16 protein-coding genes and 3 tRNA genes are annotated in these 21747 nt (G+C 45.4%); 14 read left to right on the forward strand and 5 right to left on the reverse strand.

Annotation, left to right across the window (positions count from 1 at the left end):
* Positions 1 to 69: 69 nt before the first annotated feature.
* The gene (locus tag A1359_RS17220; RefSeq protein WP_066986051.1) at positions 70 to 1686 is read left to right on the forward strand and encodes a sensor histidine kinase; all 1617 of its coding nucleotides are present in this window, start codon (positions 70 to 72) and stop codon (positions 1684 to 1686) included.
* On the forward strand, positions 1683 to 3032 hold the full coding sequence (locus tag A1359_RS17225; protein WP_066986055.1) for a sigma-54-dependent transcriptional regulator: 1350 nt from the start codon (positions 1683 to 1685) through the stop codon (positions 3030 to 3032). Before A1359_RS17220 ends, A1359_RS17225 begins: the two co-directional genes overlap by 4 nt.
* Before the next feature lie 100 nt (positions 3033 to 3132).
* On the opposite strand, the gene A1359_RS17230 is transcribed toward A1359_RS17225, so the two are convergent.
* Together A1359_RS17230 and A1359_RS17235 are read right to left on the reverse strand one after the other, a co-directional pair.
* Positions 3133 to 3585 (reverse strand): hypothetical protein, encoded by a 453-nt coding sequence (locus A1359_RS17230; RefSeq protein ID WP_066986058.1) that lies wholly within the window; start codon positions 3583 to 3585, stop codon positions 3133 to 3135.
* Positions 3586 to 3740: 155 nt separating this feature from the next.
* Positions 3741 to 5624: an EAL domain-containing protein gene (locus A1359_RS17235; RefSeq protein WP_066986061.1), complete on the reverse strand. Its 1884-nt coding sequence runs from the start codon at positions 5622 to 5624 to the stop codon at positions 3741 to 3743.
* A gap of 186 nt (positions 5625 to 5810) precedes the next feature.
* Here A1359_RS17235 and A1359_RS17240 point away from each other — a divergent pair, with 186 nt between their 5' ends.
* The 12 genes from A1359_RS17240 to A1359_RS17295 all read left to right on the forward strand — a co-directional run bounded on the left by A1359_RS17240 (position 5811) and on the right by A1359_RS17295 (position 16554).
* Positions 5811 to 6656 (forward strand): HDOD domain-containing protein, encoded by an 846-nt coding sequence (locus A1359_RS17240; protein ID WP_066986064.1) that lies wholly within the window; start codon positions 5811 to 5813, stop codon positions 6654 to 6656.
* A 176-nt stretch (positions 6657 to 6832) separates the two neighbouring features.
* Complete coding sequence (locus tag A1359_RS17245; RefSeq protein ID WP_066986067.1) at positions 6833 to 8230, forward strand: cytochrome ubiquinol oxidase subunit I; 1398 nt, start codon at positions 6833 to 6835, stop codon at positions 8228 to 8230.
* Positions 8227 to 9357: a cytochrome d ubiquinol oxidase subunit II gene (gene cydB / locus A1359_RS17250; RefSeq protein ID WP_066986070.1), complete on the forward strand. Its 1131-nt coding sequence runs from the start codon at positions 8227 to 8229 to the stop codon at positions 9355 to 9357. Before A1359_RS17245 ends, cydB begins: the two co-directional genes overlap by 4 nt.
* Positions 9358 to 9490: 133 nt before the next feature.
* Positions 9491 to 11848: a phosphoketolase family protein gene (locus A1359_RS17255; RefSeq protein ID WP_066986073.1), complete on the forward strand. Its 2358-nt coding sequence runs from the start codon at positions 9491 to 9493 to the stop codon at positions 11846 to 11848.
* A 140-nt stretch (positions 11849 to 11988) separates the two neighbouring features.
* Entirely contained in the window at positions 11989 to 12567 is a 579-nt protein-coding gene (locus tag A1359_RS17260) for a DUF502 domain-containing protein (RefSeq protein WP_066986076.1), read from the forward strand.
* 11 nt (positions 12568 to 12578) lie between these two features.
* Complete coding sequence (locus A1359_RS17265; protein ID WP_232322343.1) at positions 12579 to 13103, forward strand: CinA family protein; 525 nt, start codon at positions 12579 to 12581, stop codon at positions 13101 to 13103.
* A 93-nt stretch (positions 13104 to 13196) separates the two neighbouring features.
* A complete protein-coding gene (locus tag A1359_RS17270; protein ID WP_066986123.1) occupies positions 13197 to 13982 on the forward strand; it encodes a M48 family metallopeptidase in 786 nt (261 codons plus the stop codon).
* Positions 13982 to 15181 (forward strand): succinyldiaminopimelate transaminase, encoded by a 1200-nt coding sequence (dapC, locus tag A1359_RS17275; RefSeq protein WP_066986080.1) that lies wholly within the window; start codon positions 13982 to 13984, stop codon positions 15179 to 15181. The genes A1359_RS17270 and dapC overlap by 1 nt, the downstream gene beginning before the upstream one ends.
* 91 nt (positions 15182 to 15272) lie before the next feature.
* On the forward strand, positions 15273 to 16091 hold the full coding sequence (gene dapD / locus A1359_RS17280; RefSeq protein ID WP_066986083.1) for a 2,3,4,5-tetrahydropyridine-2,6-dicarboxylate N-succinyltransferase: 819 nt from the start codon (positions 15273 to 15275) through the stop codon (positions 16089 to 16091).
* Between the two features lie 205 nt (positions 16092 to 16296).
* Positions 16297 to 16373 (forward strand) — tRNA-Pro (locus tag A1359_RS17285).
* A gap of 7 nt (positions 16374 to 16380) precedes the next feature.
* A tRNA-Arg gene (locus A1359_RS17290) sits at positions 16381 to 16457 on the forward strand.
* A 21-nt stretch (positions 16458 to 16478) separates the two neighbouring features.
* Positions 16479 to 16554 (forward strand) — tRNA-His (locus A1359_RS17295).
* Positions 16555 to 17030: 476 nt separating this feature from the next.
* Here A1359_RS17295 and prlC read toward each other — a convergent pair.
* Genes prlC through A1359_RS17310 form a run of 3 tightly spaced genes read right to left on the reverse strand, consistent with a single transcriptional unit; the run spans position 17031 to position 21747 of the window.
* Positions 17031 to 19070 carry an oligopeptidase A gene (gene prlC / locus A1359_RS17300; RefSeq protein ID WP_066986087.1) on the reverse strand — a complete coding sequence of 680 codons (2040 nt, stop codon included), beginning with the start codon at positions 19068 to 19070 and terminating at the stop codon, positions 17031 to 17033.
* 29 nt (positions 19071 to 19099) lie between these two features.
* Positions 19100 to 20446, reverse strand: a complete 1347-nt coding sequence (locus A1359_RS17305) for an HDOD domain-containing protein (protein WP_066986090.1) — start codon at positions 20444 to 20446, stop codon at positions 19100 to 19102.
* 2 nt (positions 20447 to 20448) lie between these two features.
* On the reverse strand, positions 20449 to 21747 hold the full coding sequence (locus A1359_RS17310; protein ID WP_066986093.1) for an HDOD domain-containing protein: 1299 nt from the start codon (positions 21745 to 21747) through the stop codon (positions 20449 to 20451).

A 21747-nucleotide genomic window follows, 5' to 3' on the forward strand; every position in this document is an offset into this window, starting at 1 on the left:
GACTTAGTAATCGTTTAAATAGAGTTTGCTATTATCTTTAAGTCTTAGCCAACTCGAAAAAATCGCCTTATGCCGTCCCATCAAGTTGATACCATCTATCCCTGTCCTTTTTCCAAAGGCTATGGCATCCCCGCAGGACAAGCCTGGTTGATGCTAAAGATATTTTTCATCTATCGGTTCATTAGCGCCACTTTGTTTGTGATGCTGTTTTTTTTAAGATTCGGATCATCTTCATTGGGTTCGCACGATGCCCAATTGTATCAGGTCACCAGCTTGACTTATCTAGGGATTTCACTCCTGAATGCGCCTTTTATTTTCAGGCGTTTGGTAGCTTACAATCAACTGGCGCAGTTATTTATTTTTACCGACATTGTATTCATCACAATGTTGATGCACACCAGTGGTGGCGTGACTAGCGGTGTCGGAAGCTTGTTGGCCATCTCTATAGCTGCCGCCGGATTATTGATTGGTGGCAGGTGCGCGTTATTGTTTGCGGCGTTGGCCAGTTTAGCGGTACTGACCGAGCAATTCTATGCCATGCAAACGCATGCTTTTGACATGGGCTCATTGAATTATTCCGGGTTATTGGGGGTGACATTTTTTGCTATCGCTTTGATATCCTTGATATTGGCGCAGCGCGTAGAGCAATCGGCCAGTCTGGCCAGGCGACATGCGCAGACCATTGTGCGATTGGAGGAGCTCAATCGCTATGTTATTCAGCATTTGCAATCGGGCATCATGATAGTCGATGTTCAGCAATTTATAGTACTGAATAACCATTCAGCGTTACGACTTTTGGGAATAGGCGAATCACCCACGCATTTGGCGGATGTTTCGCCGATGTTGCAGCAGGCATTTTTATTATGGAAAGAAAGTCCTGAGCAGGATTTTGCCATTATTCAGTTACAGAGTGGAGAAGAAGTTCAGGTACGTTTTTCTTTATTATCAGTCGAAGGCGAACAGCTATCTCTGTTGCTTTTCGAAGATATCAGTCTGCACAATCAACGTTTGCAGCAAAGTAAATTGGCATCATTAGGTAGGCTGACTGCCAGTATTGCGCATGAAATTCGTAATCCACTGAGCGCGATTAGTCACGCTGGACAATTGTTATCAGAAGCGCCGGAATTAAAACCGGAAGATTTACGATTGACCGGCATTATTCAAAATCATTGTCAGCGAGTGAATAACATCATTGAAGACATTCTTAAATTATCCAGACGTAATCCCTCGCAAAAACAACGAATTGCATTGGATCAATGGTTGCCAGCCTATGTACAGGAACAAAATAGCTACAATAAGGATGCGTTTATATTAGCGTTTAAGCAGACCGGCTTGAACGCCTATGTTGATGCCGGCCATCTTAAACAGATTCTGGATAATCTCTGCGCCAATGCCCTCAAATACGGTAAACCCGAGTCAGGACAGATCGGTATCGAAGCCGATCGTTTAGCCAATGGTTTGTGTATTCGGGTGATTGACAATGGTCCCGGTATAAACTCAGAGGGCTTGATGCATTTGTTTGAACCATTTTTTACCACCTCTAGGCAAGGAACTGGGCTTGGGCTTTATATTTCCCGTGAATTAGCCGAACTCAATCAAGCTGAATTAAGCTATGCTAAATATCAAAATAAAGCCTGTTTTACTCTGTCGTTGGCTGATGCTGAAAATGTTGTGATTGAAATATGAAGATGCCTGTCACTTTAGTAGTTGATGATGAGCCTGATATCAGGGAATTGTTGGAAATTACCTTAAATCGGATGAATATCCGCACCTGTTGCGCCGAAAATATTAGTCAGGCCAAACAACTATTGGCCAGTGAGTCATTTGATTTGTGCTTGACCGATATGCGATTACCGGATGGTGATGGTTTGGATTTGGTCGATTATATTCAAGAACGCGGCTTACTATTGCCGGTGGCTGTCATTACTGCGCATGGCAGCATGGATATTGCCATTAAGGCCATGAAAAAAGGTGCGTTCGACTTTTTGAGTAAGCCTGTGGATTTAGCGGCCTTGCGGCAATTGGTCGGTAATGCGCTGCAAACTTCACAAGCCAAATTGGTGGAAAAAGACAGGCGTACTCGGGATACTTTGCTGGGCGAGTCGGCACTGATGTGCGAAATTCGCTCTAAAATCGAAAAAGTGGCACGAAATCAGGCGCCGATCTACATCAGTGGTGAATCGGGTTCCGGCAAGGAATTAGTCGCCAAATTGATTCATCAGCAAGGTCCGCGTTCAAATAAACAGTTTGTGGCCATCAACTGTGGCGCTATTCCGCATGAATTAATGGAAAGCGAGTTTTTTGGACACAAAAAAGGCAGTTTTAGCGGTGCGATTGCTGATAAACAGGGGTTTTTTCAGGCTGCCGATGGCGGTACTTTGTTTTTGGATGAGGTGGCCGATTTACCATTGAGTTTGCAGGTCAAATTGTTGCGGGCAATCCAGGAGAAAAAAATCCGCCCTGTAGGTGAGCAACATGAAATTGCGGTGGATGTGCGCATATTGAGTGCGACACACAAAGATCTGGCAAAAATGGTGCAGGAAGGTAGTTTTCGCCAGGACTTGTATTATCGGATCAATGTCATCGAATTGAATCTGCCGCCGTTAAGAGCTAGGGTCGATGACATTCCGCAAATTGTGGCTCATTTGTTGGCGCGCCTGGCAAAAGCAAACGCTGTACCGGTGCCGCATTTTAACGATGCCGCACTGACTGTTCTGAAGCGATATGCCTTTCCTGGCAATGTGCGTGAGTTAGAGAATATTTTGGAGCGCGCTTTAGCTTTGCATGAAGGTGATTGTATCGAAGTCGATGATTTGAACTTGCCGCCATCAAATTCGGGGTCAATTTCAGAGGCAAGTCAGGTAAGAGCGGAAAAAATTTCGTTGGAAAGCTATCTGGAAGATGTGGAGAGAAAGGCCTTAACGGCTGCGTTGGAAGAAAATCACTGGAATCAATCAACCGCTGCCCAGCAATTGGGCATGACGTTTCGATCTTTGCAATATCGGCTAAAGAAATTGGGTTTGGAAAAATGAGGGGCCGGTGTTTGGGCGTCGATTTTTGTTAAAAATATTTTAACTGGGTAGGGTCTAAACTGTTCGACCCTACCGCATTGGATTTTTTCAAAGCACGGGTTTACTGGTATTTATCCATGGCTTTCAATTGCTGTAAGGCAGCCTGGATTTTTGCCGTGGCATCGGTGTCCAGTTCATTATTTTTATAAACTTTATCCAGTAAGCCTTCTTCTACCAAGGCTTCCTTGATCCAGCGCTTGGCAAACGCGTAATTGCCTGGGAGTTTTGCTGTTTCACCGGTTTTCGGGTTTTTCAAGCTATCAGCAGAACTGCTGGCTGTGGTTTTTTTGGTCGCGGCAGGCTTGGCTTTGGGTTTACTGCTAGTCGCTTTACTGACGGGTTTAGTAGCTTTTGGCGGCTCGGGAGCTTTTTCGGCGACGGGTGGCTGCGGCGCTTCTACGCTGGCCACTGATGTTTCGGGTTGGCTGGGTTCCGGTTTTTTTTTCTTACCTATGGCTTCATACACCACATAGGCAACATAAATTGTTGTAACTATAAACAGCAGCTCTGCCATATCGCTTCCCCTTGGTTTGTTTTAGTTTTTAAGTTTAAGTTATAGAACACTATGATGGCTTATATTGACACCGAGTTCGAATATACCAGAGCCTGTCAGGGCGGTAAACCAATATACTATTTGAAACTATTTTGCATAATCCCTAAAAACTGATATTACTCCGTCGGCTTATTTAAAAACATTGGCCTCGAGCGGCTTTTATCGGCAGCCTGACTTTCCTGTGAGTTTAGCAAAATGGCTAACGAAACTTGGTGACTTTCCAATAAATTGCGTTCTGGTTTGCCAAATGCGTAACCTTGCCCAAGATTAACCCCTAGTTGTTTCAGTTTTAAGGCAATGTTGGGTGTTTCTACGAATTCGGCAATGGTTTGCTTGCCCAATTTCCCGGCAATTTCAACCATAGATCTGACTAAAATGCTGTCAGTTTCATTGATATCCAATTGCCTAATAAACTGACCGTCTATTTTTACATAATCAACCGGGAAGGTTTTTAAGTAATTAAAGGAACAAAAACCGGCACCAAAATCATCCAATGCAAATTTGCATCCCAGATCACGGATCTTATGAATCATGTCGCGTGTGCGTTCAAAATTATCCACGGCTGCAGTTTCGGTTATTTCAAAAGTCAGACGACCGGCGTCAACCCAGGTTAGCTCGAGTTTATCGCGGATGACCTGGAGCAAATCAGGATACTGAAAAGCACTGCCGGACAAATTGATGGCCAGTGCTATATGCGACAGATAAGAAGGCAGCGCTGCTAGAAAATCGATAGCATTTTCGACCACCCATAAATCGATGGCATGAATTAAACCCATGCGCTCGGCAACCGGAATGAATTGATCGGGCGTGATGGTTTGGCCTTCGTCGCCACGCATCCTAATCAGAACTTCATAATGTGAAATATCGCAGGTATTCAGTTCGACTACAGGCTGAAAGACTAAAAATAAATCGTTGTCGCGTAAGGCTTTGCGTATGATCGGAACCCAATATATATCCCGGCGACGTTCTTTGATGCTGACGTCTTCATGGTTGTATATGCGTATTTTGTCGCGACCGTTTATTTTGGCAAAATTGCAGGCTTGGCGGGCATGCAAAATCATTTCGCCGGGGTGTTTTGCAGGGGATGAGTTGTCCAGCGAGGTAATGCCAATGGATACACTGGCGCTGTAACAAATTTCGCCGGTAAAAAAACGGAAATTTTCCACCGTTGTACGGATGGTTTCGGCGATGATGTGCGCTTGTTTTTTAGTTTTGTTTTCCAAAAACAGGCAGAATTCGTCAGCACCTATCCGGGCAAAAAGACAACTAGGTGGCACCAATTTACGTATCAGGATCGTCAACTCTACTAATAAACGATCGCCGACATCGAACCCTTCCAGTTCATTAATCATGCTGAAACGGTCGACATCGATAAAAAGCAGCGCCCCCTCCTTTTTGAGTTTGTTGCTTAAATTCATGATCAATCTTAGCTGGCGTTCAAAGCTGTTACGGTTGAACAAGCCCGTGAGTTCATCGTGAGCAACCAGAAACTTTAGTTTGGCTTCAATAACACTTTTGGATGCCAGTTCATTAATCAGTTGTTCTTCTTGTTGATGGCGTATAAGACGCTCTTGTTTCAGCTGCATTAAAAAATTAATCGATAGCGCTAAAACCTGCGGTTCGACGGGAGAGCTGATTTGGAATATCAGGCAATTAGTCGTTGAGGCCAAATATTGATCAATTGCACTGGTGCTCTGGCTCGAATCTGATGGTCTTAATATTACAAAGGGTATGACTAAGCCATCGGTTGAGTTACATAAACTTTGGCTTAACTCGATCAAATTACAATTAGGCAGGTTTTGGTTTACTACGATTAAGCCAATTTTTTCTGGTTGTTCATGAAAAGGTCGCAGAATGTCATAGATTTTCTGGCCGCTACTGGCGTGGCGGATATCTAAAAAGCCGCTTTCTTCAAGGATGGAGGCGATATGCTGAGCTGAAATACTATCGTGCTCGGCAACAATAATGATCAAATCTTTAAGTGAGTCACAAACAATCATCGTTTAATGGTAAGGTGTTTTGCGGCATAATAAAAATAGCGTATTTCAGGTTAAAAGTTAAATGTAATCAAAAGCCTACACGAAACTTGTAATTCTAGTGAAACCCGTTAGGCTTAAACGGTATACAGCCCCCGAACTGTCAAACCTCAAACCAGTATAGGCATAAATTTAAAGAATGTAATATTGATGATAATTTCAACACCGACTTTAACGATTAACGACTTGCTAAAAGGTGATATCAAACTTGCCTCGCCGCCTACTGTTTATTTAGCTTTAAAAAAGGTAGTTGATAATCCTAGGACGACTGCGAGGGATGCCGCCTTTGTTATCGAGAGCGATGCTGCATTAGCATTACGCTTGCTTAAAATCGTCAATAGCGCATTTTACGGATTTCCATCAAAAATAAGTTCAATTACAACAGCAATCACCCTGATTGGGGTGCGTGAATTACAGAATCTGACCTTGGCCACCACCGTGATCGAACGGTTTTCCGATTTGCCTGGACAACTATTTTCCATTCACGATTTTTGGTCGAAAAACCTGCGTTGTGCATTGTTTGCCAAACAGCTGGATGCCGTGATGGGCAAAAAATACGCTGACACGGCTTTTTTATGCGGTTTGATTCATAACATTGGTCAATTGGTGATGTATAGACGTATTCCGGTATTGGCTCGAGAAGTGGATTTACTGACGCAGGCCCGAATGCCAACCGAAGTTGATGCGGCCTATATTGAACAGCAAGTCATTGGTTTTGATCATTTCCAGTTAGGTGCCGAGTTATGCCGATGCTGGAAGTTGCCCGAAGTAGTTGTCGAGTCCATCCGTTTGGAGCTGTTTCCGGATCATGTGGGCAATTATGCTGACTTAGCCACAATAGTGCGTATCGCCAATCACTTCAGCAAGCTTGATACGCCGCATGATGCCATTGTCGCCAACGGTTTTGAATTATCGCCGGAACAAATCAGTGAAATTTTGGATAAAACCCACGACGAGTTTGAAGCAATTTTTAAATTGTTTTTTCCGACTAAATAAAATTAGTCTCATCAGTTCTTGCCGGAAGGTTTACTTTTAATCCAGAAAGGGGGTTGATTTTGCTTGCAGAAATGAGGGTTTACGCCTATTCCGAATAGCATAGGTAATAAAGCACCGATTCACATGTGTAAATCTCTATAATTGCCGGCAATGGCATTATTGATCAAGAGGCTGGCATGATTTCCGAAACCGTTGTCGAATTATCGCGCTGGCAGTTTGCGATAACCGCGATACTGCATTTTTTATTTATCCCATTAACCCTTGGGTTGGCACTATTACTGGCATTAATGGAGTCTGCTTATGTCTTGACTGGCCGCTCGGTTTACCAGGCCATGGCACATTTATGGGGGCGTTTATTCGCAATTAATTTCACCCTGGCAATGGCTACCCGATTGCTAGTGGTCTGTCAGTTTGGAATGAATGGTTCGTATTTTTCGCATTATGCTGGCGATATATTTGCTTTGCCGTTAGCCATAGAAGCTTTAACCAGTTTTTTTCTGGCGGCAGTCTTGTTTGGGCCGTATTGGTTCGGTTGGGAGCGACTGGGTAAATATCAGCATTTGATAGTGACCTGGGTCATTGTATTGGCAGTCAATGCTTCTACTTATTGGATTTTGCTGGCTAATGGCTGGATGCAAAATCCGGTAGCCGCAAGCTTTAATTATCAATCTTATCGTATCGAACTCACCGATTTTGCTGCGTTTCTAAGCAATCCGGCAACTATCGAAAAATATCTGCATACCGTTGCTGCCAGTTATGTTACTGCTGCTGCGACCTTAATGGGGATTAGCGCATTCTGGCTGCTGAAAAAACAAGACGATGAATTGGCTAGCAAGAGCTTCAAGTTGGCCGCTGTCGTAGGTATGCTGGCGATTGTGATTACCGTTGGGCTGGGTGATGATACACCTTATCTAAATAATTCAGCACAACTGGCAAAACGGGCCGCCATTCACGGGCAAGTGAATCAAAACTTGCTGCCGGACATCGAAACGCGGATTCGCAGCGGTATTAAAGCCTATGTCCTGCTACAGGATTTACGTGATGATAATAAAGACCCGCAACTATTGGCAGAGTTCGATCAGCACAAAGCCAATTTGGGCTATGCCTGGCTGTTAACGCCGTGGCATAAAGACATTATTGATGCTAAAGACAAGCAGATTGCATTGGCTGCGCAATCTGCTTTGCCGGCATATCCAACTTTATTATTCTGGGTTTACCGTTTGATGATTGCTTGCGGTTTAGTGAGCTTGGCGTTGTTTACGCTGGCAGCTTGGCACAGTGTTATCAACAAGCCCCTGAGCGTCTTTTTGCTGCGCTGGAGTTTATACCTTGTGCCCTTGCCCTGGCTGGCATGTATTGCGGGTTGGTTTGTTGCTGAGGCGGGTAAGCAACCTTGGGCGATTGCCGGTTTATTGCCCACTTTTTGGGGTGTGTCATCGCTGACGGTGCCTCAATTATTAATTAGTAGCATAGGCTATATGATTGCTTATTTGGCATTACTGGTTGCAGGAGGGTATTTAATGCGACAAACCATACTTGATCGCGGTTTAAATAAGTCGGGAGTTCAGCGATGACAATTGATTTGGAATCTCTGCGTCTTATTTGGTGGGCTCTATTGGGACTGGTAATGGTGAGCTTTGTGTTATGCGAAGGTCTGACCTTAGGCGTATGTCTATTGCTGCCGATGATAGGGAAATCCGAAAGCCAGCGGTTAACACTGATCAGTAATATTGTACCTACCAGCATGGGTAATTTGGCATGGTTCATTGCTATGCTGACCATTGTATTTGCAGCCTGGCCGATAGCTTATGCGGTAACTATGGCTAGTGTTTATCCATTATTGTTGCTGGTATTGCTGGCTATTTTATTGCGGCCGTTAGCGATGTATTTCCAGCATGCGAGTAATCAACCGCTTTGGCAGCAATATAGTGCTAAAGTGCTGGTGGTCGGTGGCGTGGTGCCCGCTACGCTTTTGGGGTTGTTGGCAGGGAATATGTTAAAGGGCATTCCTTTTCATCTGGATAGTGATATGCGTATCCTGTTTTTAGGTGATTTTGCCGGACTGTTTAATTTGTTTTCCATACTGGCAGCGGCATGCAGCGTTGCCTTACTGGCCTTGCATGGTGCGGTATTCATACAGCTTAAAACTAACGGCGAACTGCAGCAAAATGCCAAAGCTTTGACCTTACAAGCAGGAGTGGCCTTTTTGCTATTATTTGCTACGGCAGGGTTATGGATTATGCATCTGGAGGGTTATCACATTGATTCCGATATTTTGCCTGATGCGGCGTCTAATCCGTTGGCAAAGTTTGTTAAACGTGGCGAAGGGTTGTGGCTGGATAATTACGAACATTTGCCCTTGCTGTGGGCGTTACCGGTATTAGCTTTTATGGGCGGACTGGCCGCGATATTGTTCGCAAAATGGGATAAAACCTATTTTGCCATGATCGCCAGTTCGCTATGTGTCAGTATGGTGGTTTTGACTTTTGGTGTATCGATGTTCCCCTTCTTGCTGCCATCCAATATCTCTCTCAATAGCTCGATGACAATTTGGGATAGTAGTGCCAGTCACATGACCTTGCAGAGTTTATTGTGGCTGGCGGTTTTTGCGCTGCCGATGATGGTTATTTCCACGCGCTGGGTGTTTTGTCTGTTTGCCAAAGATAATCACCGGCGAGAGATGGTCTGGGGCGATGATTGACAACAATTTGTAGGGCATTTGTAATAAGTCTAAATGAACAGTTTTCATGTTGCTGTCAAATGGCTAGTCTAAAATGGACTCAGAATAACTTAACTTGTAATTGATTGATTTTTTTCTAATAAAAGGATGGCTTATGACACTCTCTACTCAAGAAACAGAATCTATTAATGCCTATTGGCGGGCCTGTAATTATTTGGCAGCGGGTATGATTTATCTGCGGGATAACCCCTTGCTTAAAGAGCCGTTAAAACCTGAGCATATCAAGAAACGTTTACTCGGTCATTGGGGCGCTAGCCCTGGACTCAGCTTTAGCTATATTCATCTCAATCGCCTCATCAATAAATATGATCTAAATGCCATATTTCTGGCTGGCCCGGGCCATGGGGCGCCAGGTGTGTTGGCGCCAGTGTATCTGGAAGGTACTTACAGCGAAATCTATCCTAACAAAAGCGAAGATGAAGAAGGTCTGCTGAACTTTTTCAAAGAATTTTCCTTTCCTGGCGGCATTGGTAGTCATTGCACCCCGGAAACACCAGGTTCGATTCATGAAGGTGGAGAATTAGGATACAGCGTTTCGCATGCATTTGGTGCTGCCTACGATAACCCGGATCTACTGGTCGCGGTCGTAGTAGGCGATGGTGAATCCGAAACCGGACCCTTGGCGACATCCTGGCATTCCAATAAATTTTTAAACCCTATCCGGGATGGCGCGGTATTGCCGATTTTGCATTTGAATGGCTACAAAATTAACAATCCCTCTTTGTTGTCGCGGATTAGTCATGAAGAGCTAGAAAATTTGTTTAAAGGTTACGGCTGGCAGCCGTATTTTGTCGAAGGCAGTGAGCCTATGGATATGCACGGCAAAATGGCGGCGACTATGGAGGCGTGTGTGTTGGAAATTCGCCGGATTCAAGAGCAGGCCCGTAGTAGCGGTAAAGCTGAACGTCCGCGTTGGCCGATGATAATACTACGCTCACCTAAAGGCTGGACCGGCCCAAAAGAAGTCGACGGTCATAAAGTCGAAGGTTTTTGGCGCGCGCATCAAGTGCCTTTGAGTGGCGTGCAGGAAAAGCCGGCACATTTGGCGCAATTGGAAGCTTGGTTGCGCAGTTATAAGACAGATGAATTATTTGATGAGAATGGCACGTTGCTGCCGGAGCTGAAAGCCTTGGCGCCAAAAGGATTGCGGAGAATGAGTGCCAATTTACATGCCAACGGCGGCCGTTTACGTAAGGCGCTGCGCATGCCGGATTTTCGCGATTACCGGATTGAAGTAAGTAAACCAGGCACGATTTCGGCCGAAAATACTCGACCTTTAGGCAAGTTTTTGCGCGACATTATGCAAGAAAATATGCAAAATTTTCGCGTATTCGGTCCGGATGAAAATACCTCCAATAAATTAGACGATATCTATGAGGTGAGTAAAAAAACCTGGATGGCGGATTATTTACCGGAAGACGCCGACGGCGGGCAGTTGGCGGTAGATGGTCGCGTGATGGAAATACTGTCCGAGCATACCCTCGAGGGTTGGTTGGAAGGCTACCTACTGACTGGCCGACATGGCTTTTTTTCAACATATGAAGCTTTTGTACATGTGATCGACTCCATGTTCAATCAACATGCTAAATGGTTGGAAATGTCAAAAGCCGTACCATGGCGCGCACCGATTTCGTCTTTGAATCTGCTGATTACCTCCACCGTTTGGCGGCAGGATCACAATGGATTTACTCATCAGGACCCGGGTTTTCTGGATGTGGTGGTGAATAAAAGTCCGGCCGTGACACGAATTTATCTGCCACCGGATGTAAACACTTTGCTGGCTATCAGCAATCACTGTTTGAATAGTACCGATTACATCAACGTGATCGTATGCGACAAGCAAAAACACTTGCAATTTCTGGATATGGATTCAGCCATCAAGCATTGCACCAAAGGCATAGGTATCTGGAAATGGGCCAGCAGTGATAATGGTGCCGAGCCTGATTTGGTGATGGCTTGTGCCGGTGATATTCCAACTAAGGAAGCATTGGCAGCCACTGTGATTTTGCGCGAGCATTTTCCGGCTTTGAAAGTGCGATTTGTGAATGTGGTCGACTTGTATAAACTCTCGCCGGCATCGGAGCATCCGCACGGGTTGTCAGATAAAGATTTCGATAGTTTGTTTACTTTGGATAAGCCGATTCTGTTTAACTTTCATGGCTATCCCTGGTTGATTCATCGCTTGGCCTATCGTCGTAACAATCACAAAAATATGCATGTGCGCGGTTACAAGGAAAAAGGTAGCATCAATACACCTCTGGAGCTGGCGATTCAGAATGAAATCGACCGCTTTAGTTTGGTTATCGATGCTATAGATCGGATACCGACATTACGGGTGGCAGGTGCCCACGTGAAAGAAAAAATGCGGGATATGCAGATTGAGTGCCGTAATTATGCTTACGAATACGGTGCGGATTTACCGGCGGCAGATAACTGGGTTTGGCCTTATTAAATTAAGCATTTGGGGTTGGCGTTTTTGCTAGCCCCTAAAGAACACCCTGCATTTTTTGATTAATTTTTCGGTCAATTGGTAGCGCGTCTTAGCGACTGTTTTTTTTACTTCCATCAACAATAACTAAAAAGGGAAACAGCATGAAAACATTACTGAACTACACCCTAATCGGCATCTTGGCTCTGATACCTGTGGTGGTTATTTTGCAAATTATTTTGTTTGTAAAAGATCGATTTTCTGATTTGTTTCAGTTTGTCTATGGTTATTCGGATAATTACTTTGTGACTTTTTTGCTGTTTGGCTTTAGTTTTGGGCTGATAACCTATGTCGGTCATCGTGTTAGTTTAGGTCGATTTTCTATGATTGCGGCTTTTGAGCAGGTCGTTGAGCGTGTTCCTCTGCTTAGTACTATTTATCGGGTGACCAAAAAGCTGGTTTCCATGATTGCCGGACACGAGCTAAAACAGCCTCGCGAGGTGGTATACATTGAATATCCAAAAGAGGGGCTTTGGGTGCCGGCTTATGTCACTAACAAAGTTGGAGATCGTTACGTATTGTTTGTGCCGACTTCGCCTAACCCAACCTCCGGCTTTGCCATTATCGTCCACGAAACGAAAGTTATTAAATCAGCAATGAGTATCGAGCAAGTCACCAGTTTTATTATCAGCGTTGGTGCCGATTATGAAAAAATGGCTGAAGCAAGCTTGCTGCCGAAGTAACCTGCAAATGAATGGGTTTTAATTCCGTAGTAGGTATTGCAATGCCACAGGATATTTATCAACTAGCCAAAGCAGTAGGGCAGCAACTTCAAGCCAGGCATTGGCAATTGGCTTTGGCGGAATCTTGCACGGGCGGTGGTATCGCGCAAGCCGTGACCGATGTGGCAGGCAGTTCTGCCTGGTTTGATCGTGGCTTTGTGACCTACAGCAATGCGGCTAAAGTTGAAATGCTGGGGGTTAAACAACACACGCTAAACCAGTTTGGCGCAGTGAGTGCAGAAACCGTGCTGGAAATGGTGGCTGGCGCTCTGCAGCATAGTCATGCCGATTTAGCTTTTGCAGTTACCGGGATTGCCGGACCGGATGGCGGAACGCTGGATAAACCGATAGGTACGGTATTCATCGCCTGGCAGTTTCGCGGTCGGGCGGCTTGTTATGTTAAGCAGCTTTTTTCCGGTGATAGGCTGGCAGTGAGACAGCAGGTGATAGTCTTTTGCCTGCAACAGGCTTATGCGCTGATGGCTGGAGAAAGCTAAAAGCAATCCAGCTATGCTTGAAAAAGGGTTGAGCCCCACTGCGCCAATTACGCTAAAATGACCCATTGTAATCAGTTTGCGGACGTTGACGAAATGTTGAAAAAAATTTTCCTGACAGTTTCTGCATCGCTATTTTTAAGTGCCTGCGCGACTAGCCCGACCGGTAGGAGTCAGTTTATCTATATGCCGGATAATCAAGTCAATCAAATGGGTTTGCAGGCTTTTGATAGCATGAAAAGCAAAAATCCGATTAGCACGAATGCCCGATATAACCAGTTTGCTCAGTGCGTTGCTTACGGAATTACTCAAGAAGTGGGCGGGCAATGGGAAGTAGTGGTGTTTGAAGATGATACCTTGAACGCGTTTGCTTTACCCGGCAATAAAATCGGTGTGCATTCCGGCTTGATCGATTTAGTCGATAATCAAGATCAGCTGGCAGCTGTTATTGGGCATGAAATTGGGCACGTCTTGTCCAGGCACAGTAACGAACGCTTGTCGCAGGAAACTGCGGTCAGCACAGGTCTAAGTATGGTTCAAGCCGTTACTCAGCCGCAAACCGCAATGGGGCAGACTGCCTTAGGCATGCTTGGTGTCGGTGCGCAGTACGGGGTGATTTTGCCTTATAGCCGTATCCATGAAACTGAAGCCGATACTATCGGTTTGGATTTAATGGCCAAGGCAGGTTTCGATCCGCGCCAAAGTATCAATCTTTGGTTAAAAATGGATCAAGCTTCCAAAGGCGGCCAGCCGATTGAGTTTATGTCGACCCATCCGGCGCATGCCAGCCGCATCGATAATCTTAATCAACATATGAACCAAGCCCTGCAGCTTCAGCAACAGGCTTTAAGTGCAGGCAAGCGGCCGAATTGCGTTAAATAATGAATCCACATTTACAACTATTACATCCCTATCCGTTCGAAAAGCTGGCCAGCCTTAAACGCGGCATCACACCACCTGCTGATAAAGCGCATATCGCATTATCGATCGGTGAGCCCAAGCATGCGACGCCGCATTTTATTCAGGAAGCTTTGTTGCAGCATTTGCACGGTTTGACGCAGTATCCGACCACCAAAGGATTGCCTGTTTTACGTGAGGCTATTGCCGAGTGGCTGAGTCGGCGATTTGCTATTCCTGGGCAATACATCGATGCAGAAACTCAGGTTTTGCCGGTTAACGGTACCCGCGAAGCGTTGTTTTCTTTTGTGCAGGCTGTGATAGATCCGCGCGACAAACCAATTGTCATTATGCCCAATCCGTTTTATCAGATTTACGAAGGGGCGGCACTGTTGGCTGGCGCTGATCCGTATTATCTGAACACGGTAGAGGCCAATAACTATTTGCCTGATTTTGATAGTGTGCCGGAAGAAATTTGGCGCCGCTGCCAATTAATATTTATATGTTCACCTGGCAATCCAACCGGTAGTGTCATGTCGCTGGCGGAGCATGAAAAATTATTAAAACTGGCCGAGCAATACGATTTTGTCATCGCCTCTGATGAATGTTATACCGAGTTATATGATGATGAGGCAAATCCGCCGCAGGGTTTGTTACAAAGTGCTTGTCAGGTGGGTAATGCCAGCTTTAAGCGCTGTGTGATTTTTCAAAGTTTATCCAAGCGTTCCAATGCACCAGGCTTGCGCTCGGGATTTGTTGCCGGTGATGCGGCAATCGTGCAGCAATATCTGAAATATCGCACCTATCACGGCTGCCCAATGCCGGTGCCGACTCAGTATGCCAGTATCGCTGCTTGGCAGGATGAAGAGCACGTGCGACAAAATCGCCAGTTGTATCGGGAAAAGTTTACCGCCTTCATCAATATTTTGCAGGGTGTTTGCGAAATCAGCCGCCCACCTGCCAGCTTTTATATCTGGTTAAAAACGCCTGTTTCCGATACCGATTTTGCCCAAAAATTATTTGCCCAACAAAATCTCACGCTATTGCCCGGCAGCTTTCTATCTCGCGATAGTGAGGGCATTAACCCTGGCCTCAATCATGTCCGCATCGCCTTGGTGGCGCCGTTGGAAGAATGCATCGAAGCGGCAGAACGTATTAAAACCTTTATTTTAGGCGAAAGGTAAAAGCCGAAAGCGAAAGTTAAAAATTACCCCTCTTTCGCCTTGAGACCTTTTCCTGGAACCTTTCAACTTAACCTTGAACCCAAGAGAATCTATGTCAAATCTGGAAGCCATTATTAACGACGCCTTTGAAAATCGGGCAGACATCAGTCCTGCCAGTGTATCAGCTGAAATCCGCGCTGCGGTCAATGATACATTGGATATGCTAGACAAAGGGCAAGTGCGGGTAGCTGAGAAAAAAGACGGCGATTGGATCACCAATCAATGGCTGAAAAAAGCCGTTTTACTGTCATTTCGGATTAATGAAAACAAAGTCATTGAAAGTGGCGATGTGCGTTATTACGACAAAGTACCGACTAAATTTGGTCAATATAGCGAAGATGACTTTGCAAAAGCCGGGGTTCGGGTTGTTCCCAATGCCGTCGCTCGTTTTGGTTCGTATATCGCGCCTGGCGCAATCTTGATGCCGTCTTATGTCAATATTGGCGCTTATGTAGATAGCGGTACCATGGTCGACACCTGGGTAACCGTGGGCTCTTGTGCGCAAATCGGTAAAAATGTGCATTTGTCAGGTGGCGTAGGCATTGGTGGTGTTTTGGAGCCTTTGCAAGCTAACCCGACCATTATTGGTGACAATTGCTTTATCGGTGCTCGTTCAGAGGTTGTTGAGGGTGTGATTGTGGAAGATAACTGCGTGATATCGATGGGCGTTTATATTGGGCAAAGCACAAAAATCTTTAACCGTATGACGGGTGAAGTCAGTTATGGCCGAATTCCTGCAGGATCTGTTGTTGTGTCAGGTAATTTGCCGTCTAAAGACGGCAGTCACAGTCTGTATTGTGCGGTGATTATCAAACAAGTTGATGAAAAAACCCGTAGTAAAACAGGCATCAATGAATTGTTGCGGGATTAATTGGCGAGCGTGACTTTCAATGCCAAGTCGGGCCTGTTTTAGCTTGCCCGGCTTGGCTTTTCTATCAAAATAATCAATAGTTCGTTGTTATCTGCAAAAAAATAGCGAGTGCAGTTAAAATTAAGTTGACAGGTTTGGATTTGTTGATTAATATGTGCGTCTCAATACGGGGCAGCACAACTGCCTTAGATTAGAAGGTCAAATTCGGGGTATAGCGCAGTCTGGTAGCGCGCCTGCTTTGGGAGCAGGATGTCGGGAGTTCGAATCTCTCTACCCCGACCAAGATTTTGCGCTTGTAGCTCAGTTGGATAGAGCATCGGCCTTCTAAGCCGAGGGTCGCAGGTTCGAATCCTGCCAAGCGTGCCACTCCTCGAAAAAATCATTATGGTGAGCGTAGCTCAGTTGGTAGAGTCCCGGATTGTGATTCCGGTTGTCGTGGGTTCGAGCCCCATCGTTCACCCCACCATCTTATCTTAAAATCAATTGTTTAGCTAAATCAGCAGGACTTGATTTCTCCTCAAAATAGCAAAAATTAGCTTGTCTAAGTTCCTCATAGCACATCAGTTTTGTATTAAGCCTTGTCCCACGCTCTTAGCTTTTTGATCAACTTGCAGCGTCATTTTGCTAACTCAAAGGAGCGCTATACCCGACGCAGTCAGGTTTGCGGATTTTTAAAATTGGCCATCCATTGATATACCTGAATTCTAGTGTTTTCATTTTCCGCAATTGTGACCGCGCGCAGTATCTGTAGCAAGGTTGTGCTGCAATCGCGGTGATCTTTTGAGAAAACAGCCACAAGCTGGCGCGCTTTGGCGAATGTTGGGTTTCCAACTTTTAATCTTGCCAGCGAGATGCGGTTTTGTGATATCTCGATCAGCCTTGATGATGTGGTATCAAGGCTGTCCTTAGTGGCTGTAATGAATGTATTGAAGTCGCAAACTAGGCGGCAATGCCGGTATGCCGTAATAAGGCATCGATATTGGGCTCTCTTCCGCGGAAGTTTTTGAATAGGTTCATCGCATTGTCACTGCCGCCTTGTTCCAGAACGTTGTGCAAAAAGGACTCGCCGGTAGCACGGTCGAAAATGCCTTTTTCCTCGAATAAAGAAAATGCGTCTGCCGATAGCACTTCCGCCCATTTATAGCTGTAATAACCAGCGGCATAACCACCGGCGAAGATATGTGAAAAACTATGGGCAAAACGATTGAACTCAGGCACTTTTACCACCGCAACCTGATCGCGCACTTGTTGCAGGATTTGATAAATCCGACCACCTTTGCTGGGATCGTAATGTTGGTGAATTTTGAAATCGAACAGGCTGAATTCCAGTTGTCGCACCATTAGCATGCCCGCTTGGAAGTTTTTGGCGGCCAGCATTTTTTCGAATAATGCATCCGGTAATGTTTCGCCGGTTTGATAATGAGCGGAAATTAAGCTGAGCGCTTCTTTTTCCCAGCACCAGTTTTCCATGAACTGACTGGGTAGCTCTACCGCATCCCATTCCACACCATTGATGCCCGATACGCCCAGGTGGTCGATTTGGGTCAGCATGTGATGCAGGCCGTGACCGAATTCATGAAACAGGGTTTGCACTTCATCGTGAGTGAGTAGTGCCGGAGCTGCGCCGGTAGGTGGCGTAAAGTTGCAGGTTAGGTAAGCTACTGGCGTTTGTAGGCCAGCAGAGCTGAGTTTGCGGCAAACGCAGTCGTCCATCCAGGCGCCGCCGCGTTTTTTGGCGCGGGCGTATAAATCCAGATAAAAGCGGCCACGTAATTGACCGGTCTTATCGAGAATTTGATAAAAATGTACGTCTGGATGCCAGCTGTCGAAGGTTTTGATTTCGCTGATTTGCAAGCCATAGAGTTTTTCGACGATGCTGAATAAACCGGGAATAACACGAGTGGCTGGAAAATAGGTTTTAACTTCTTCTTGTGATAATTGATAAAAATGCTGACGCATTTTTTCTGAGTAATAACCGATATCCCAGGCTTGCAGATCGTGTAGCTTGTGTTCTGTTGCGGCAAATTCTTTTAACTCGGCCAGATCTCGGCGAGCTTGGCGCCAGGATTTGTCGGCCAGATCTTCTAGAAATTGCACCACATCGTCAGTGGTTTTGGCCATTTTGGTGGCCAGTGAGTATTCTGCGTAGTTGTTAAAGTCTAATAATTGGGCTTTTTCATGGCGTAAAGCCAGAATTTGTTCCATCACTTTTGTGTTGTCCCATTGTCCGGCGTGCGGGCCCTGATCCGATGCGCGGGTGGAGAATGCCTGATAATGTTCGTGGCGTAAGTCGCGGTTGTCGGCATACGTCATAATCGCCAAGTAGGATGGGAATTGCAGATTTATCAGCCAGCCCTCTTTACCCTCGGCTTCAGCCGCTTGTTTGGCTTGCGCTAAAGCGGATTCCGGCAGTCCGGCTAGATCGTCGATATGCGTAATGTGTTTATGCCAGGCGTTGGTGGCATCTAATAGGTGCTCTTCGTATTGACTGGCCAGCTTGGATAATTGCTGGCTTATTTCTTTATAGCGTGCTTGTTTGTCAGCGGGTAAATCAACGCCGGATAAATGAAAGTCGCGTAAGGCGTTGTTGATGATTTTTTGCTGGGCGCGATCGAGTTGGGCAAATTCGGCGCTGTCATGAATGCTGAGATAGGCTGCATATAAGTCACGGTTTTGGCCTACTTCGGTGGAGTATTCACTGAGTTTGCCCAGGCAGGCGTTGTAGGCATCACGCATGGCATCGCTGTTGACGACTGAATTCATGTGACTGACAGGAGACCAGGCTTTGTTGAGACGGTCTTCCTTGTCTTCTATAGGTTCAATTAGATTGTGCCAGCTATAGGGTCCGCCGGATTGAAGTTTATCGGCTATGGTTTGTCTAGCCTCTACTAATAATTGAGTTATAGCTGGCTCTACATGTTCAGGCAAAATTTTAGAAAATTGCGGTAGTTCAGTGTTTTCAAGCAAGGGGTTATTCATAGCGGTAATTTTTGAGTCAGTAAAGTGGATCAGGTTAATAGTTGCAGGATTGCTTGGATGCGGTTTTGAGCTTTGTGCAGAATAGTAAACGAAAAATCCGCATCCAGTTTGCCTTGGGGGATTTTGCTATAGGCTGGAATTGTGTTGATGTAAGGTAGGCCCTTGGCTTTCTTGCTACCAAAGTAGCTATGTAACTTGGCCAGGATAACAATGTCGGTAATGGTTAGTTGTTCGCCGCTATCATAAAACCAGTTTTCTGCTTGATACGGAATGTTGCTGAGTTCTGCTGAAAATCCCAGCGTATGTAGAACCAGTGATCCGACCGGGCCTTTAAAAAAAGGCAGCGATGCTTCTAGTTCAGCTAGGTTTGGATACTGTTCAGGAAACTGCTCGGCAAAATGCAGCAGTGGAATGGCACCGATGTCGCATATTAAGCCGGCTAGTAAGGCGTCTTCAGGGTTGATGTTGCTAAATTCCTCAGCCAAAACAAAACACAGGCTGGAGAGGTAAAGGCTGTTTCTCCAAAGTTTTTGCATGCCTTGCATCAGCATCCGGTCCTTGGTATTAAAAAGCTGCTTTAGACTGATGCCTAATACCAGATTCCGGGTGGCATTTAAGCCGATACGGGTGATGGCATCATGGCAGTTATTTATCGGTGTCGTAGCTGCGTATATCGGACTGTTAGCAACTTGAATCAGTTTGGTGACGATGGGTGGGTCGATCTGAATAATCTCTACTGCTTCAGGGATGCCAATCTCTTGCTGCATGGCTTGCTTAAGTTTTAATGCAACATTGGGTAAAGACGGCAGGTGTAAGGTGTTTTTCTGGTAGGCCTGAGCAAAGCTATTAAAAAACCGGTTGTCGCTGAGTTCTGCCGGTAATTCAATATCCAATAGTTCAACACAGGTTAATTCTTCCTGGCATTGGTTCGCCCAAATGCGGGAAATTGAATCAGATACTTTTAAGATGTTGACATTATTGGTAAGCGCAGTGGCGGTAGCGCCATAATGTGTGCCGCAATTTAAGGGTAAGGTGGCTAAGGTGTTGCCGGCAACTACTTCATAACTATTGACGCTGTCAGGTTGCATGACAATTCGACCTGTTAGCAGGTAATAAATATGGTCAGAAGTTTGGTTGCGCTCAAAAATGATGGCGTTTTTGGGATAGTGCATAACGTTGTGCGGTAGGGTCGCAACAATTTCATCATCCAGGTTTCTTAAGGGAACGAATTTTTTTAGTTGTTCAATACTCAGTTTTACTTCTTGCCCGGTAAAGCTGTTACTGGATTCGAAAACATGAGGTGAGCTATGCTCTGCTGTGAGGTTTTCGTTTGCTGGAGATGTTTTTGAGTCAAATAATCCGTTGAGCCATTTCATGGTTAAGTCCTGAAAAAACTGAGGGCTTCTGCAATTTGTTGCTTGGCTTCTTGTAGGGCGAGAAGCGACATGTCGGGTGTTAGTGTGTTATCACCAAGCTTTAAGAATGCCGGTAAGGTGTTGAGTGGTGGTAGTTTTTCGGTTGTAGTTTGGCCTAATTGGGCGTGAAACTTGGCTAACAAAACAATATCACTCATTTCTAACTGAGGATAGTCATCGTGATACCAATTGCAGGCTTGTTTAGGCAGCTGTAACAGGTTTTTCGGGAAATGCCATTTTTCTAAGATAGCAACTCCTACTAAGCCTTGTAAAACCGAAAGGGTTTGATCCAGCTCTTCTGCCGTGTATGTATCATCCTTCAGCGTTCCGGCATAGGTAATAATGGGCAAAGCGCCAATACTGTGTATTAGTCCGGCTAATAGAGCTTCATCGGGATTGATGGTTTTCGTCAGGCTTGCCAGTGTATAGCTCAAGCTGGCAATTTGGATGCTGCTCTTCCACAATTGTTGAGCGCGGGCATTCAAGAGTTTGTTGCTGCTGCGAAACAGGTTGCGTAAGCTAATGCTGGTGGCCAGGTTTTGCGTGGTTTTTAAGCCTAACCGGGTGATGGCATCGTGACTGTTGTTGATAGGATTGATGCTTCTATAGAACGGGCTGTTAACCATTTGGATCAATTTAGAGGCAATGACTGGATCCAGATTGATGATTTTTACCGCATCTGCAACGCAGATAGACTCTTTTTGTAGGGCGCTACGTAATCTGATTGCAACATCCGGCAGGCTGGGTACTTGTAAATCATCCCGCTGAAAAGCGTCACAAAAACCTTTAAAAAATTTACTATTGACCAGGTTGGCTGGAATGTTTTTGGCGTTGATCAGCTGGTTGTTGGTTTCAACGGTTTGAGAGCACTGTTGTAATGTAGAGAGGGGCAAATAGGCGATTTTTGTGGCAGATTTGGCTATGGCATTGAATTGATGTTCGGTGTGGGTAGATAAGGGGTAATTTGCTTTGAAAGTTGCTTCGTCTACCATGTAACCATTGCCGTTAGCCGCCTCCATAAAGACATTGCCTGCATACAGATACAGCAAAGAATCTGCACTTTCACCACGATTAAAAATGATCTGACCAGGACTGAAACTGCGCAGACTGGTATTTAGTAATTGTAGGTCTGCATCGGTTAATTCACCCAGTGGAATGAGTCTTTGCAAAAAATCCAGTGGCAGTTTAGCTTTCGGGCCATCTATGCCAGCTTTGGGAATCCCTGCTTTTTCATCTTGTTTTTTTAAAAATTTCCAGAACAT

The organism is Methylomonas lenta, from assembly GCF_001644015.1.
Lineage (GTDB): Bacteria > Pseudomonadota > Gammaproteobacteria > Methylococcales > Methylomonadaceae > Methylomonas > Methylomonas lenta.

What these genes read in the sequence shown, in the direction of transcription:
- A1359_RS17270 (WP_066986123.1), top strand. Translation starts at nt 13,197, where the DNA reads ATGTTGAAAAAAATTTTCCTGACAGTTTCTGCATCGCTATTTTTAAGT.
- dapC (WP_066986080.1), top strand. Translation starts at nt 13,982, where the DNA reads ATGAATCCACATTTACAACTATTACATCCCTATCCGTTCGAAAAGCTG.
- dapD (WP_066986083.1), top strand. Translation starts at nt 15,273, where the DNA reads ATGTCAAATCTGGAAGCCATTATTAACGACGCCTTTGAAAATCGGGCA.
- A1359_RS17255 (WP_066986073.1), top strand. Translation starts at nt 9,491, where the DNA reads ATGACACTCTCTACTCAAGAAACAGAATCTATTAATGCCTATTGGCGG.
- prlC (WP_066986087.1), bottom strand. Translation starts at nt 19,070, where the DNA reads ATGAATAACCCCTTGCTTGAAAACACTGAACTACCGCAATTTTCTAAA.
- A1359_RS17260 (WP_066986076.1), top strand. Translation starts at nt 11,989, where the DNA reads ATGAAAACATTACTGAACTACACCCTAATCGGCATCTTGGCTCTGATA.
- A1359_RS17245 (WP_066986067.1), top strand. Translation starts at nt 6,833, where the DNA reads ATGATTTCCGAAACCGTTGTCGAATTATCGCGCTGGCAGTTTGCGATA.
- A1359_RS17240 (WP_066986064.1), top strand. Translation starts at nt 5,811, where the DNA reads ATGATAATTTCAACACCGACTTTAACGATTAACGACTTGCTAAAAGGT.
- A1359_RS17265 (WP_232322343.1), top strand. Translation starts at nt 12,579, where the DNA reads ATGGGTTTTAATTCCGTAGTAGGTATTGCAATGCCACAGGATATTTAT.
- A1359_RS17310 (WP_066986093.1), bottom strand. Translation starts at nt 21,747, where the DNA reads ATGTTCTGGAAATTTTTAAAAAAACAAGATGAAAAAGCAGGGATTCCC.
- A1359_RS17230 (WP_066986058.1), bottom strand. Translation starts at nt 3,585, where the DNA reads ATGGCAGAGCTGCTGTTTATAGTTACAACAATTTATGTTGCCTATGTG.
- cydB (WP_066986070.1), top strand. Translation starts at nt 8,227, where the DNA reads ATGACAATTGATTTGGAATCTCTGCGTCTTATTTGGTGGGCTCTATTG.
- A1359_RS17235 (WP_066986061.1), bottom strand. Translation starts at nt 5,624, where the DNA reads ATGATTGTTTGTGACTCACTTAAAGATTTGATCATTATTGTTGCCGAG.
- A1359_RS17305 (WP_066986090.1), bottom strand. Translation starts at nt 20,446, where the DNA reads ATGAAATGGCTCAACGGATTATTTGACTCAAAAACATCTCCAGCAAAC.
- A1359_RS17225 (WP_066986055.1), top strand. Translation starts at nt 1,683, where the DNA reads ATGAAGATGCCTGTCACTTTAGTAGTTGATGATGAGCCTGATATCAGG.
- A1359_RS17220 (WP_066986051.1), top strand. Translation starts at nt 70, where the DNA reads ATGCCGTCCCATCAAGTTGATACCATCTATCCCTGTCCTTTTTCCAAA.